The organism is Citrifermentans bemidjiense Bem, assembly GCF_000020725.1.
GTDB lineage: Bacteria > Desulfobacterota > Desulfuromonadia > Geobacterales > Geobacteraceae > Geomonas > Geomonas bemidjiensis.
Genome location: NC_011146.1, coordinates 2,498,243 through 2,512,278 on the forward strand (window position 1 = coordinate 2,498,243; position 14,036 = coordinate 2,512,278).

11 protein-coding genes, 1 pseudogene and 1 riboswitch are annotated in these 14,036 nt (G+C 58.5%); of the genes and pseudogenes, 7 read left to right on the forward strand and 5 right to left on the reverse strand.

Annotation, left to right across the window (positions count from 1 at the left end; all coding sequences use genetic code 11):
- Nucleotides 1–68: 68 nt before the first annotated feature.
- Nucleotides 69–737: a lipid-binding SYLF domain-containing protein gene (locus tag GBEM_RS10755; protein WP_012530582.1), complete on the reverse strand. Its 669-nt coding sequence runs from the start codon at nt 735–737 to the stop codon at nt 69–71.
- An 85-nt stretch (nt 738–822) separates the two neighbouring features.
- A riboswitch (cyclic di-GMP riboswitch) is annotated at nt 823–899 on the reverse strand.
- 310 nt (nt 900–1,209) lie between these two features.
- On the opposite strand from GBEM_RS10755, the gene GBEM_RS10760 reads away from it, so the two are divergent.
- The 4 genes from GBEM_RS10760 to GBEM_RS10775 all read left to right on the forward strand — a co-directional run bounded on the left by GBEM_RS10760 (nt 1,210) and on the right by GBEM_RS10775 (nt 5,561).
- Nucleotides 1,210–1,971 carry an SDR family oxidoreductase gene (locus tag GBEM_RS10760; protein WP_012530583.1) on the forward strand — a complete coding sequence of 254 codons (762 nt, stop codon included), beginning with the start codon at nt 1,210–1,212 and terminating at the stop codon, nt 1,969–1,971.
- Nucleotides 1,972–2,175: 204 nt separating this feature from the next.
- The gene (locus GBEM_RS10765; protein WP_012530584.1) at nt 2,176–3,444 is read left to right on the forward strand and encodes a M20 family metallopeptidase; all 1,269 of its coding nucleotides are present in this window, start codon (nt 2,176–2,178) and stop codon (nt 3,442–3,444) included.
- 113 nt (nt 3,445–3,557) lie between these two features.
- On the forward strand, nt 3,558–4,784 hold the full coding sequence (locus GBEM_RS10770) for a molybdopterin molybdotransferase MoeA (RefSeq protein ID WP_012530585.1): 1,227 nt from the start codon (nt 3,558–3,560) through the stop codon (nt 4,782–4,784).
- Nucleotides 4,785–4,823: 39 nt separating this feature from the next.
- Entirely contained in the window at nt 4,824–5,561 is a 738-nt protein-coding gene (locus GBEM_RS10775; RefSeq protein ID WP_012530586.1) for a sulfite exporter TauE/SafE family protein, read from the forward strand.
- Between the two features lie 177 nt (nt 5,562–5,738).
- Here the strand turns inward: GBEM_RS10775 and GBEM_RS10780 are convergent, their stop codons facing one another.
- The gene (locus GBEM_RS10780) at nt 5,739–6,341 is read right to left on the reverse strand and encodes a phosphatase PAP2 family protein (RefSeq protein WP_012530587.1); all 603 of its coding nucleotides are present in this window, start codon (nt 6,339–6,341) and stop codon (nt 5,739–5,741) included.
- A gap of 334 nt (nt 6,342–6,675) precedes the next feature.
- Here GBEM_RS10780 and GBEM_RS22030 point away from each other — a divergent pair.
- Nucleotides 6,676–6,831, forward strand: a pseudogene (locus GBEM_RS22030) (sulfite exporter TauE/SafE family protein); the annotation flags it as partial.
- A gap of 24 nt (nt 6,832–6,855) precedes the next feature.
- Here GBEM_RS22030 and GBEM_RS10785 read toward each other — a convergent pair.
- The gene (locus tag GBEM_RS10785; RefSeq protein WP_012530588.1) at nt 6,856–8,793 is read right to left on the reverse strand and encodes a PAS domain S-box protein; all 1,938 of its coding nucleotides are present in this window, start codon (nt 8,791–8,793) and stop codon (nt 6,856–6,858) included.
- 471 nt (nt 8,794–9,264) lie between these two features.
- Between GBEM_RS10785 and GBEM_RS10790 the strand changes: the two genes are divergently transcribed.
- Together GBEM_RS10790 and GBEM_RS10795 are read left to right on the forward strand one after the other, a co-directional pair.
- Nucleotides 9,265–10,011, forward strand: a complete 747-nt coding sequence (locus GBEM_RS10790) for a phosphate/phosphite/phosphonate ABC transporter substrate-binding protein (RefSeq protein ID WP_226373852.1) — start codon at nt 9,265–9,267, stop codon at nt 10,009–10,011.
- A gap of 9 nt (nt 10,012–10,020) precedes the next feature.
- Entirely contained in the window at nt 10,021–12,282 is a 2,262-nt protein-coding gene (locus GBEM_RS10795) for an ATP-binding protein (protein ID WP_012530590.1), read from the forward strand.
- A 16-nt stretch (nt 12,283–12,298) separates the two neighbouring features.
- On the opposite strand, the gene dcd is transcribed toward GBEM_RS10795, so the two are convergent.
- Both dcd and GBEM_RS10805 read right to left on the reverse strand, forming a co-directional pair.
- A complete protein-coding gene (gene dcd, locus GBEM_RS10800) occupies nt 12,299–12,817 on the reverse strand; it encodes a dCTP deaminase (RefSeq protein ID WP_012530591.1) in 519 nt (172 codons plus the stop codon).
- 389 nt (nt 12,818–13,206) lie between these two features.
- Complete coding sequence (locus GBEM_RS10805) at nt 13,207–14,013, reverse strand: hypothetical protein (RefSeq protein ID WP_012530592.1); 807 nt, start codon at nt 14,011–14,013, stop codon at nt 13,207–13,209.
- Between the last annotated feature and the right edge of the window lie 23 nt (nt 14,014–14,036).

The window sequence follows — 14,036 nt, forward strand, 5'->3', positions numbered from 1 at the left end:
AGAAACCCGCCTCGGCAGCATGCAGAGGCGGGTTTCTTTGTTTACCGCATCAAATCGCAGTCTGATTCTCACATGAGCTCAAGCAGTTTGGTTACAGCCGGAGTCCTTTCACCCCCCTCCCCTGCCACCACGCTTCTCGGACCTAGATACTTGTTGCCGTAGTACGAGGCATTGGCGTCGTCGTCCACCATGATGGCGGCACCGTTCAGCGCCACTCCGGCAAAAAGGCCCCGACTGCGCGAATAGGAGTAGATCTCCGCCTTGAGCGTAAGGTCGGTGGCCCCTTCGGCGCTTCTCCCCACCGGCCCTGCAGCTACAGACGCGTCGGCGCCCAGGGTGAACCTACCCTGGAATATGCCGTCCACGCTCTTTTTGGTTTTGAACACCAGGATAAGGTCGGTCGATTCCGCTCCGATCTGCCAACCGAGGCTACCGCCTGCAATTTTGATGAAGACAGGTGCGGACCAGTTCCCCTTTGCGTCGCGCACGGTAAGAACACCGGTGCCGTACCTGCCGCCAATGACGAAGCCGACCTTGATGACACTTGGAATAACCGCTATAGCCTGGGCGTCCTTCAGAAGCATCGGAGGAACACCCTGTTCCGGGATGGCCTTGATGGCTTTGACAACCTCGATGCAGTCCTCGATTTTGGTGGCACCACTTTCTGCAAAGGCCGCTGTGGTAGAAAGGGCCATCACCAAGGCCAACACTGCAAATATGATTTTTCTCTGTCTCATAAATCCTCCTCCTTGTGAATGCAGATCCACGTTATTGATTATAATGCAGACGCAAAAAAGCCGGGGCTGAATATCGCGTTGATATTTCGGCAACCCGGCTGTCTCAAGGAGACCCTGTAGGCTTTCCGCCCCACCCTCGCGAGTGGTTGAGTATTATCGTGTATCAGGTATTGGAGACCCGTATTATCACACCAACTAGAGACCTGTCAACCTGAGGCACATCAAGGTTGCCTGCTTTCATCCCCCACTGTTCGTAATTGGGGGCGTTGAAGCGTCCGCACATGAACGTTATTCAGATTAGGCGAGAAAGATATCGTGTGGTTGTAATTAGGTAATTAGCTGGTATTGTTCGGGATGTCGACAGGGTCCACCTGAACGCGACGACTCTTTTGCAGGGTCCCAGTAACGCAGCGGTAACTGAACCAGATTAGCCTTTACGTGGAGAAACAACTAAATACAAGGGGAGACAAAAATGGCTCAGCGTGTATTGGTTACAGCCGGAGCCTCCGGCATCGGAAAAGAAATCGCTAGCGCCTATGCCGCGACCGGCGCAGAAGTCTGCGTCTGCGACATCGATGAGAAGGCGCTGGATACCGCGGCAAAGGATATTTCTGGCCTGAAGACTATTGTCTGCGACGTCTCGAAGCCTGACGACATTAAACGCATGGTCACCTCTGCCATCGAGGCGCTGGGTGGGCTCGATGTGCTGGTGAACAACGCCGGCATCGCAGGACCGACAGCGCCCGTTGAGGACGTTGACCCCGACCAATGGGAGGCGGTCATGACTGTTGATGTCATCGGGACGTTTCATGTCACGCGCCTTTGCATTCCTCATCTGAAAAAATCCGCAGCCGGAAGCATCGTAGTGATGTCGTCGCTTGGCGGTCGCTTTGGCTATCCGAACCGCAGCGCATATTGCACGGCAAAGATGGGGCTCATCGGCTTCGCTAAAACACTTTCGCGTGAACTGGGTCCTTACAATATTCGCGTCAACGCCATCGCGCCCGGAGCCGTCGCAGGCGACCGGATCGAACGCGTCCTTCAGGGCCGCGCTAGCGCGGAACACAAGACGCTGGAGGAGGAACGATCCGCCGCGATGAGCCTCCAGTCGCTGAAGCGATTCGTAGATCCCAGGGACATTGCCGCGCTGATCCTGTTCCTGACATCGGATGCCGGAAAATCAATCTCCGGCCAGGTACTGCCCATCGATAACGATGCACAGACTTCCGCTTAGTTCACAAAACGACAAGCAAGCATTACGTGCTCTGCTAAGCGCTGCCTCTCATGTCGGCTGGTAGAACCCAACGTTTAGCCCAGGCATCGGCGCGTACGCATGCAGCAGCGAAGGATCCGAGTAGCAGGAGAACAGACGTGCATTCTCCGCGGGGCTTCTCCGACACTTTGACGTTCGATCTACCATTATGTGAGGGCGACAGTTATGAACACGAAGACAGCAACTGCCTCGGAGCAAGTCCTGAAAAATCTCGACCGGCTGAACCCCGACCTTGAAACCCTGTACAAAGACCTGCATGCCCACCCCGAGTTGTCGATGCAAGAGACCCGAACCGCTGCGCTAGCTGCGGACTGGCTTCGCAGAGCAGGTTATGAGGTGACGACCGGCGTAGGAAAGACGGGGGTGGTAGGACTGCTCCGCAACGGAGAAGGGCCGACGGTCATGCTGCGCGCCGACATGGATGCGTTACCCATTGAAGAGGCGACAGGTCTTTCCTACGCGAGTCAAGTGACCGCGACGGATGCGGAAGGGAAGGTCGTGCCGGTCGGACATATGTGCGGCCATGACATGCATGTGGCCTGGCTCGCCGGCGCCGCTGCCTTGTTCGCTCAGGAGTCGGATTCCTGGCAAGGGACGCTGATGGTGGTCTTCCAGCCCGGCGAGGAGACGGCACAGGGCGCCCAGGCCATGATCGACGATAATTTTCTTGCGCGTTTTCCCCGACCAGTTGTCGTACTTGCGCAGCACGTAATGCTCGGAGCGACCGGCGACATCGCCGGAAGCGCCGGCCCCATCACCTCGGCGGCGGACAGCCTTCAAATCAGGCTGTTCGGTCGTGGTGCACACGGATCGATGCCGCAAGCCAGCGTCGATCCCGTTGTCATGGCGGCGGCGACGGTCCTTAGGCTTCAGACTGTCGTTTCGCGCGAGGTGGCCGCGACCGAGGCTGCGGTCGTCACGATCGGCGTTTTGCAAGCCGGCACGAAAGAGAACATAATCCCGGACGAGGCGATAATAAAGCTGAATGTTCGGACCTTCGATGCCGGCGTTCGTAAGCGCGTGCTGGCGGCGATCGAACGCATCGTCAACGCCGAGGCCGCAGCATCGGGTACCCCCCGGAAACCGGAGATCACGCCGTTAGACCGCTATCCCCTCAACGTGAATGACGAGGCGGCGAGCCAACGGATCGCCGACGCGTTCCGCGCCCATTTCTCCCCGGCACGCGTGCACCATACCGGACCGGCGCCAGCCAGCGAGGACTTCGGCTGTTTCGGCACGGCCTGGCAGGTTCCGTCGGTCTTCTGGTTCGTTGGCGGCACCGAAAGGGAAACCTATGCAAAGGCCAAAGCGGCTGGAACGCTCAATGAGCTGCCGGTCAACCATAGCCCACAATTTGCCCCCGTGATCCATCCCACGTTGGAAACCGGTGTCGAGGCACTGGTCGTCGCGGCGCTCGTTTGGCTGGCGCCATAGGGCAAGCCGGTGTTTCGGTGCGGTGAGGGGACCCGCTGCAGCAGGATTTCGAGGAGACGGCAAATGCCAAGTTCGCACAGCTTGGGTTTTGAAATACAAGAGGGAGCGCATCAATGATCAGCATCGAGCAAGCGCAACGCACCGTCTTCGAGCAGATAGTCCCGCTGGAAACGGAGAATGTTCCGGTCTCCCAGGGGCTGAACCGGGTTACTCCGGAGAACCATCTCGCCCCCTGGGACATCCCCGCTGCTGACAACTCCGCCATGGACGGCTTCGCTTTCCGCCACCAAAGCGCTGACCCGGTCGAGCTGAAGATAACCGGTTTTCTCCCTGCCGGGGAGGTCATAAACGATTCGGTTCCCGCCGGGTGCGCCATCAGGATCATGACCGGAGCCCCCATCCCTCCCGGATGCGACACCGTGGTTCCCATCGAGGACGTAGAGTTGCAGGGGGATCTGGTCCGGCTTAAGTCGCCGGTGAAGGCTGGCAACCACGTCCGCAGGCGTGGCGAGGACATAGCCTGCGGCAACGTCGTCATACCTGCCGGCTCCGTGCTCCGCCCCCCGGAGATCGGCATGCTCTGCGCCATGGGAAAAACGTCCTTGTCGCTTTACCGCAAAGCGAGAGTCGCCATCCTCGCCACCGGCGATGAACTTCTCGAACCAGGATCCCCCCCCTCCCCCGGCAAGCTCATCGACAGCAACAGTTACAGCCTCGCCGCGCAGGTCGTCGAAGCGGGAGGCGAACCCATTGTCCTCGGTATCGCCGCAGACACGCTTGAGGAGACCTGCGACAAGATCAAGGCGGGGTTGGACGCGGACATGCTGGTCGTCTCGGGAGGGGTATCGGTCGGGGACAGGGATTACGTCAAGGCGGCCATAGAGCGGTTGGGAGGCGAGATCCAGTTCTGGAAGGTCAACATGAAGCCGGGTAAGCCGTTGGCCTTCGCGCACCTGAAGGGTAGGCCTATCTTCGCCCTTCCCGGAAACCCTGTTGCCGCCATGGTCTCCTTCGAACTCTTCGTGCGCCCCTCTATCTTGAAAGCGATGGGACATAGGCGCATCCTCCGTCCCGTGGTGAACGCGCTCTTGCAGGAGCGCGCCAGCAACAACGGGGAGCGGCCGCACCTGGTGCGGGGCATCGTCTCCCGGCACGGAGAGCGCTATGAGGTCTCCACTACGGGCAATCAAAGCTCGGGAAGACTCTCCTCCTTGACCTTGGGCAACGGCTTGATGAAGCTGGCACCCCAGTCGACGCAGGAAGCGGGGAGCGAGGTAGAGGTCATGCTCCTGGACCGGTGGTTTGAACAGGGGGGGCTCGAAGATGACGGCGTTGCCTGAAGTTCTCGACCTGGAACTCTATCCCGAGAGGGTGCGCCTGTGACCTTGCCGCTTCTGACATTGTTATTGGCTGCGGTGCTCGTGGTCGCCGCCCTTTATTCCAGCGTAGGGCACGGCGGCGCTTCGGGCTACATCGCAACCCTGGCCCTTTTCAGCGTTGCGCCTGCTGCCTTCAAGCCGACCGCGCTGGTTCTGAACCTTGTGGTAGCCGGCGTGGCCACCTGCATATTCTTCCGCGCCGGCCACTTCTCCTGGCGGCTATTCTGGCCCTTCGCCGTCACCTCGATCCCTTGCAGCTTCATCGGCGGCTACTTGAGCCTCCCGGACCACATCTACAAGCCGTTGGTGGGGCTCGTACTGGTTGCTTCCGCACTCCGCCTCAGCTTCCACAGCGAAAGGAAGACCGAGCCGGTCCGACACCCCTCCATGCCGGTCGCGTTTTTGGCCGGCGCGCTGCTGGGCCTTCTCTCCGGTCTTACCGGGGTGGGGGGAGGAATTTTTCTCAGCCCGTTGCTCCTGCTGCTCAATTGGGGGAAAGTCAGGGAAGTGTCCGCGGTCGCGGCGCTGTTCATCCTGGTGAACTCCGCGGCAGGGCTCCTCGGGCATCTCAGCAGCCTGCAGCAGATCCCCTCTTTCGTTCCGCCGCTCGCGTTCGCAGCGCTTTCCGGTGGAGTAATAGGGTCGTATCTAGGGAGCGCAAGGCTCCCGGTGGCGGGAATAGTGAAGGCGTTGTCTTTGGTGCTAATGGTGGCGGGGTTCAAAATGCTGCTGGTGTAGGCTTTGGTAGGCGAAGCGATTCTTTGAACGCATGGCCCCAGCCCGCCGCTGGAACGGGGCGAAGATCTTATCCGCATCGGCCATGTCGAACCCCATCCCGTTGGCCTTCGCGCACCGAAGGGTAGGCCTATCTTCGCCCTTCCCGGAAACCCTGTTACCATCTATCATTGCTCGCGCTCAGTTGCGTATCCAGCCCATCGCAATCGGGCGGGCCAGCAGGTATCGATACAGGCGCTCGGTCATACTGGTTATGGATGCACCCAAGACACGCCAAAGCGGCGACACGATGCTATAGGTACAGGCCGCGACACCGACTGCACCTACCATATCGAGCGGAAAATGCACGCCCAGGAACACCCGCGCCCAGGCCACGCACAGCCCCGTCAGCATCGTAGCGATACCCCATTCGCCCGCGCCATCCAACAGCAGGGTCAGTCCGACCCCGGCAAACACGGTCATGTGATCGCTCGGGAACGACGGGTCGGCCGCGTGCTGAATCCAGGCATGACCGAGTCCGATCATGAAGGGGCGCGGGTGGGGCCAGACCACACCGACGATCTGGTTTGCCGCGACACCCAGCAAGGCAATCAGACACGACTTGATCGCCAGGTTTCGTCGTGCATAATCACCCTGCAGCCAAAGACCAAGCAGCAGCAGCGGAATCAGGTCGATCAGGTAATCGGCCATGCCGATGGAGGCTTGCACCAACCAAGCTGGGGTATAGTTGCCGCCGTTAATGTGCAGGAATAAAGTGCGGTTTAAGGCTTCGATTTCGTTCATTGTTTCTCGGTGTCCAATAGGATTTAGGTTGGGCAATGGCTTTGGCAAGTGCACCAGGATCAGGTATGCGATTGATGCGGGAACCCAACGGTACAAAGTTGATATCGAAACTCCAAGATTTGTCTGATCCCGAAGATAGTGGCGAAAATCGAGTGAATGGCATTGCAACGTACGTCATTTCTCATCGAAACTCGCTGAGATAGTACGTTGGGGAGAATACAGTTTCAAGAATTATTTTTGAGAACCCGTGCCACTAATTTTCCGCCGCTTGGCTGGGAGCACAGCAATCTGACAGCGATTATGTGTGGCGTAGCAGCGTGAAGATGGGTGCAGGATGCCGGTCGCGTTTTTAGCTGGTGCGCTGCTGGGCCTTACCTCCGGTCTTACCGGGGTGGGTGGAGGACTTTTCCTCAGCCCGTTGCTCCTGCTGCTCAATTGGGGGAAGGTCAGGGAAGTATCCGCGGTAGCGGCGCTGTTCATCCTGGCGAACTCGGTGGCGGGTAGGCGAAGCGATTCAACTTTCCAGCGTGAAGTAGAAGGTGGCTCCCTTGTCCGGCTCGCCCTCTGCCCAGATTCTTCCGCCGTGCCGCTTGATGATCTTTTCCACGGTCGCAAGGCCGATGCCCGAACCTTTGAACGCATCGGCCCCGGCCAGCCGCTGGAAGGGGACGAAGAGCTTATCCGCATCGGCCATGTCGAACCCCATCCCGTTGTCCTTGATGAAGTAGACCGGTTTTGCCCCCCCTCCCCTCACACCGAACTCGATGTATCCCTCTTCACGGCCACCGGTATATTTCCAGGCGTTGCCCAGGAGGTTTTCCAGCGCAGTCCTCAACAGCCGGGGGTCGGCATTGACCTTTGTCTCTTCCGCTATCACTGTGGTTATCCTGCGCGGCGGCTCGGCCAGATAAAATTCCGCGAGTATCACCTGTACCATCTCGCTGATGTCGAAATCCTCTCGCATCAAATTCCCATGGGTCGAACGCGAGAAGGAAAGCAGCGTCTCGATCATTGTGTTCATGCGCAATACCGACTGTTCGAGGGTCTGCACGCTTTGCCGGCACTCGGGGGTGTCGCTGCTGCATAGCATCTCGATGTGCTGGCCGGCAAGGGACATGATGTTCAAGGGCTGCCGCAGGTCGTGGGATATCATCCGGTTGAAGGCATCCAGTTCCTGGTTTCTCTCCTCCAGTTCGGCTAGGTGCGCCCCCAGGTCGGCGTTCAGCCGGGCGATCTCCTCTTCCGCCCTCTTGCGCTCCGTTATGTCCCTGGCAACATGAACCGTTCCGATAGATTTGCCGTCCGCCGCAACAAGGGGCGTGGTGCTGACCAGAAAGGTCCCGGACAGGTGGGGATCGTAGACCTCGACAATGTGCTGCATATTGTCCATCAAGCTCTGGCCGTGGGGGCAGAAATGAGGCGGCGCATTCTCCCCGTGAAGAACCTGGTAGCAAAAAAGCCCGACACACCCGTCGGCGCTGATATGGACCCGCTGCGCCATGGCCTCGTTGACCCGGACGATGCGGCACTTTTCGTCTAGTATGGCGATGAGATCGGGGACGCTGTTGAAAGTGCTTTCCCATTCCTCCTTCGCTCGCAATAACGCCGCTTCCGTTTTTTTCGTCTGGGTGATGTCCAAGGCTATGCCTGCCATCCGCAGCGGTTTCCCCTGGCTATCGTAGAAGGCGTGCCCTTTGCTCATCACCCACCGCACCTGTCCGTCTTGCAATATCACCCTCAGCTCTACTGCATATTCGGACTTGTCCTGCAAAGCCCTCTGAACCGCTTGGTCTACCCTCTGCCGGTCCTCCTCCGCTACGGCGTCGAGGAAAGCTTCGTAGGTCATCTGAAAGTCGTGAGGATAGCCGAACAACTCCTTGCACCTGTCGCTCCAGACCAGGTCCCCTGTCAGCAGATCGTAGTGCCATATGCCGATATCCGCCGCCAATGCCGCGAAGCGGAGCATCTCCTCGCTCTGGGTAAGCGCCTCCTCTGCCCTGCTCCGCTCGGAGATCTCAACTTGCAGTGCCCGGATGGCCTGCATCAGTTCCTTGGTACGTTTCTGTACCAGTTCCTCCGCATCGCGGCCGATGGAGGACAGGCCGATCAGCGTATTTTGCCTGTCCAGTATCGGGGAGAGCGTCAGTGAGACGAAAACCTGGCTGCCGTCTTTGCGCCGGCGGTAGCGGTCATAGTGCCGGGATCGCTTCTCCTTTTGCACCTCTTGCAGCTCCGCCGCGATCTCGCCGGGGCGCTCCAAAGATTCCAGTACGGAAATATCGCAGCCTACAGCTTCCTTTGCGGAATACCCATAGAGCCTGGTCGCAGCGGGGTTCCAGCTGCTGATGGTACCGTCCAAGTTCATTCCGACAATCGCGTCGCCAGACGATTCCACCATTGCTGCCAATTTGTCTGCGTCCATGGGCATGGCCGCGCCGTCACCCCGCTTCATGTCTTTGCCTCCCGTGCGCGCCGGTTTTCTTGCAGTACCGCGCCAGCAAGTGTTATAGGGGGTATCCCCCTGAAAGACAAGTGCGAATTATAACACTTTAATATTGACGATGCGCACAGAGATGATCTGTCGAGACAATTGAAATACTGGCTGAGGGTAAGGTGAGTCCGTCACTCGCAGGAGGGATGATATCTCTTTCCATGAACATCTGTCAGAGACGCAGCGTTTACTGTTACGGTAGTAATCGCCAAAGGCACAGGTGCCTGACATTTGTGATTTCTGTGGTATTTAAGTAAGGTGGAAAATATTCGGAAGGCTTATTTACTGTATCAGCAATTGCCGACGATGGTATCAATGGTTCTGGAGGGGTCCATGTGCTCAAAGCTGCATACCTGCTGTATCGCTTTCGCAATCCTTCTATTGCTTGCCTTGCCTGCACTGTCAGCAGAGCCAGCGAAAAGAAGCTATACATTGGCAGTTGTCCCCAATCAGCCTGCCATAACACTGCACAAGAACTGGACCCCTTTCGTGCAGTACCTCTCCAAGCAACTGGGCGTGGAAATCGAGTTGAAGCTTTACGACAAGATCGACGTCTTTCTGTCGGAGACGCAGAAAGGCGCGGCGGATCTCATTTATTCCGCACCGAACATGTTCTATCTCGCCTACCAGAAGCAGAAATACGTTCCGCTGGTGCGCAGCTCCCATCCGTTGCAGGGGCAGGTCTTCGTGAGAAAGGACTCCCCCTACCTCAAGGTGAGCGATCTCAAGGGTAAGACGATCGCTTCCGTCGGGCCCAGATCCATCTGCAGCGTCATCACCCGCCACGCGCTGCTCACCGGCCAGGGCGCCATCGACTACAACTCGACCTTCAGTGGATCGACCATCAACGTGGCCAAGAGCGTCCTATTGGGGAAGGTCGACGCCGGCGTCACCCTTGACACCAGCGTCATCAACGACGCCCCCGAAATGCTCAGCGAGTTCCGCGTCATCCTGCGGACGGAGAAGATAGCGCCGCACCCTTTGGCGGCCCACCCCCGCGTCCCCAAAAAGCTCCAGGATGCCGTGACCAGGGCGGTGCTAGCCCTGGACCAGTCGGAGGAAGGGCGCAGGATGCTGAAGGACGTGAAGCTTGTGGACCCGATAAAGGCGAACTTCAAGCGGGATTACAGCTTCTTTGCCAAGGTCGATCTTGAGGGACCTCGGCAACAGGCGAAGTAGCCCAGCCAGATGACGAGCCGCCTCGAAGTAAAGATCATCGTCTCCCTCGCCCTCATCCTCACCTTGCTCATCGCCGTTTACGGCTGGTGGATCGGTAGCCGGCAGACCTCCGTCTACATTCAGACCCTCTCGGACAACCTGCGCATCCTCTCCCGCAGCAACGCCGACAACGCGGCCCATTTCATGGTGATAAAGGAATACGCCGGCTTGGAAGCGCACATGCTGGACAGTGCCAACCTCCCCGAGGTGGTCAGCATCCAGGTCGCCGAACCGGACGGGAACCTTCTGTGCAACGTCGTGCGCCCCAACCGCGCCGACCTGCCCAAGGTGAGCTACGACGTGAAGTGGGTCAGGGTGCCGCAGGGGTCCCAACCCGTTCTGAAGCGCGAGGGAAACCAACTGGTGAGCTGGTCTCCCATCGTCGCCGGCGAAAAGCTTGGCTGGGTAAAGATCGCCCTGAGCCTGGATACGGCCCAGCGGCTCCTGCATGCAACCTGGCGCAGCACGCTTGTCATCGGTGCGCTCTGGATCATTGTGGGAACCGTGCTGATGGCACTGGTGGTCAAGCCGCCGCTGCGGGCGGTCCGGGAGCTGGCCCGCTTCGCCCATGAGCTGCAAAACCGGAAGGGTGCGCAGGTCTCGGTGTCGCGCGGGGTTTACGAAATCGACATGTTGACCGATGCTCTGAACCATTCGTCTGGGGAACTCCTTTTGGCCGAGCAGCGCCTGTTAGCGGAACAGGAACGCCTCTCCGTAACGCTGCAATCCATCGGCGACGGCGTCATCGCCACCGACACCGAGAGCAGAATCGTGCTGGTCAACCACGTCGCCGAGCTTATGACCGGCTGGACCGAGAAACAGGCCACAGGCGTAGGCCTGGACCAGGTCCTTTGCATCGAGCCAAGCGACTCCCTCCCGGACGTCGGGGAAGAGCTTCAGGCGGTAATGGAGCGAAGACAGACCATAGAGCTCTCCGGCCTGCACCGGGTGTGGTCCCGGGACGGCGTTTCCCGCACGGTAACCGTGATCGGCGCTCCCATCATAGACAGCGCGGCCCGGCTGGCAGGTATGGTGCTAGTGATCCGCGACCTGACGGAGAAGGCGAAGATGGAGGCCGAGAAGACGGGGCTTGCCGAGCAACTGCTTCAGTCGCAGAAGATGGAGGCTGTAGGCAAGCTGGCCGGAGGGGTGGCGCATGATTTCAACAACATGCTGGGGGTCATCATAGGCAATGCCGAGCTGGCCATGATGGAAGTCGAGCCTTCAGGGAAACTCCATGAACGGCTGCAGGGGATCCTCGATGCCGCGAACCGCTCCGCCGATATCACCCGCCAACTGCTCGCTTTCTCCCGCCAGCAGCACGCAAAGCCCAAGGTACTCGATCTGAACGAAGTGATCGCAAAGATGCTGAAGATGCTGCACAGGCTGATAGGCGAGGATATCGAGGTCGTCTGGTCGCCGGGACGGGACATCTGGAAAGTGAAACTGGATCCGACCCAGTTGGACCAGATCATGGCCAACCTCTGCGTCAACGCCAGGGACGCCATAGCGGGAATCGGGAGAATGGACATCCGGACGGAGAACGTCGAATTGTCACCTGAGCAAAAAAACCCCGCGGTAGAAATGCCCCAGGGAAGGTGCGTGATGCTGGAGGTGAGCGACAGTGGCTGCGGCATGAGGCGCGAGGTGATGGAAAGGATCTTCGAACCCTTCTACACCACAAAGGAGGTCGGGCGCGGAACTGGGCTTGGGCTCGCGACCGTTTTCGGTATCGTGAAGCAAAACGACGGGCACATCGAGGTGCAGAGCGAGCCCGGGGCCGGTACCAGCTTCAGGATCTATTTCCCTGCTGTCGAGGAGGAAGTTCAGGAGCATCAAAACAGGAGCGTCGTGGCTATAAGGGGGAACGAGACCATACTCATAGTGGAGGACGAGCCGTCCATCAATGCGCTTGCCACCACCATGCTGTCCGAGCTTGGGTACCGGGTTCTGTCGGCGGGGACCCCTGGCGAGGCTGTGAAGATGGCGGACGGCGGCCAGATGAAGATAGACCTGTTGCTGACGGACATCATAATGCCGGGCATGAACGGGCGCGATTTGTCGGAGCTGCTGCAACGGTCGTATCCCGACATGAAGTGCCTGTTCATGTCGGGATATACAGCGGACATCATCTCGGAGCGCGGCAACATCGGACGAGAGGTCTGCTTCGTGCAAAAGCCCTTTACCACGCAGGCGCTGGCGGCGAAGGTCAGAGAGGCGCTGCAGGCTTAGCTAAGGCACCTCATGTTCAAGGTTTTCCCTGGTCGATAAAGCGCCCCTGATATCGCGCCGATCCGATACAACGCTCGAAAACAAACTGGCAGATTTTGGTACCCGGATAAAGCGCCAACGGCCTGTGGCCCAAATTCACGATTTCCAACACCTGGTGATTCGAGATGCCAGGCTGCATGAACCCCGCTGTAACGTGTACAGCCAGGCCGAAGCGGGCGAAGCGGCTACGCCCTTCCAACCATCCGGCCATTGTTTCTGCAAGCGTGATCCTCTCCCTGGTGATGCCGAGAATCATTTCGCAGGGGGCTATGGTGATGTATTCCCCTTCTTCCAGCGAGATAAGGTCAGTAACGTCGGCAAAGTCGGACTCGTTGTGTACGTGGCAGATCCCGATCTCTTTTTTGAAAACCCTGAAGTCGTTTCCCAATGTCAAATCGACCGATCCTGGACCGATTTGAGACTCATCCAGCGGATCTATGACTATCTCGCCCCGTTTGATTGCATCCAGCATTTCCTGCCCTACCAGTATGGACATGCTCAGCCCCCCCGTTATTCAGAAATGACCCTTGCAGTACGTTGTGGGCTTTTCAATCATAGCACGATTTTAGTCTGCAAAGGTTGTTTCACAGTCAATGATACGGAAGTGTCACCTTGAGCTTTGTGCATTGTGAAAATACCGAAGAGACATCGCACGCGGATGACGCGGATCCAAAAACGATTACCGCGGATAAGACAAAACTTGTGTTTTCAAGATCAATCCGATTTTATCCGCGTCATCCGCTAAATACGTGTGCGATGCCGTTGGCGGGAGAGGGTCTGGGTGAGGGCGACGTTGAAAACGAAAAACGGCACCTGCCGACGGGATCGAACCGCCGATAGGTGCCGCTTCCACATTTGCAGCATAGGAAAGGGCGTAGCCCCTGGCTATCTACCCATCATGGAGCCGCCCCAGCTCATGCCGCTTGTGAAGGAAGACATGTTCTGGGAAGGCATGCCGGCGGTGATGTTGCTGATATTGCTGGTCATACCGCTGGTCATCTGGGGCATCTGCGCCCCGGTCCTGACCGCCGACATGTTGCTGAAGATGGCGCCCATCATGCCGCGGTAGCGGGTGACGTCGAGGCGGTTAGCGCCGGAGTAGTTGCGGAACATCAAGCCGGACTGTGCTCCCATAAGCTGCGCCATGTTCTGGGCTGCAATATGGAGGGTGTTGTTCTGGCCGGCAATGTAGTCGCCCATGATGTTGGTCCCGGGTGTAACACCGAGCCTGGTTCTAAGGCCAGCCATGGCGTCCTGCATGTTGGCGTAGCTGCCGGACTCCATCATCTCCCGCAGCTGGGTCGACATCGGGCTCACGAAGTTGCTGCTGACCGTGCCGGTCACGCTCTCTTTGGGGAGGCTCATGATGTAGCTGTGGGCTACAGCGGTGTTGGTGTCTTTATCGATGGTGACGTTGGCATCGGCACGCGCGATGATGGGATACTTACCTACATCGGCGGGATCAACCGTCAGCGTGTACTCACCTTTGTCGTTGGTGATGGCACTAGGTTCCCCCGCATCTAATTGGTAGTTGCCGTTTTTGTCCATGAAGACGACGGCGTTGACCAGGTATCCGTCGGCGACTTTGCCGGCTACTGTGGCAGTAGTCGGTGCGGTGGACCCTCCGCCTCCGCCGCACCCGGCCAGCAAGGCTGCTGCGATAATCGTTGCTGCCGCGATCTGTTTTTTCATATGGTGCCCCCTTCTCTTGTTTG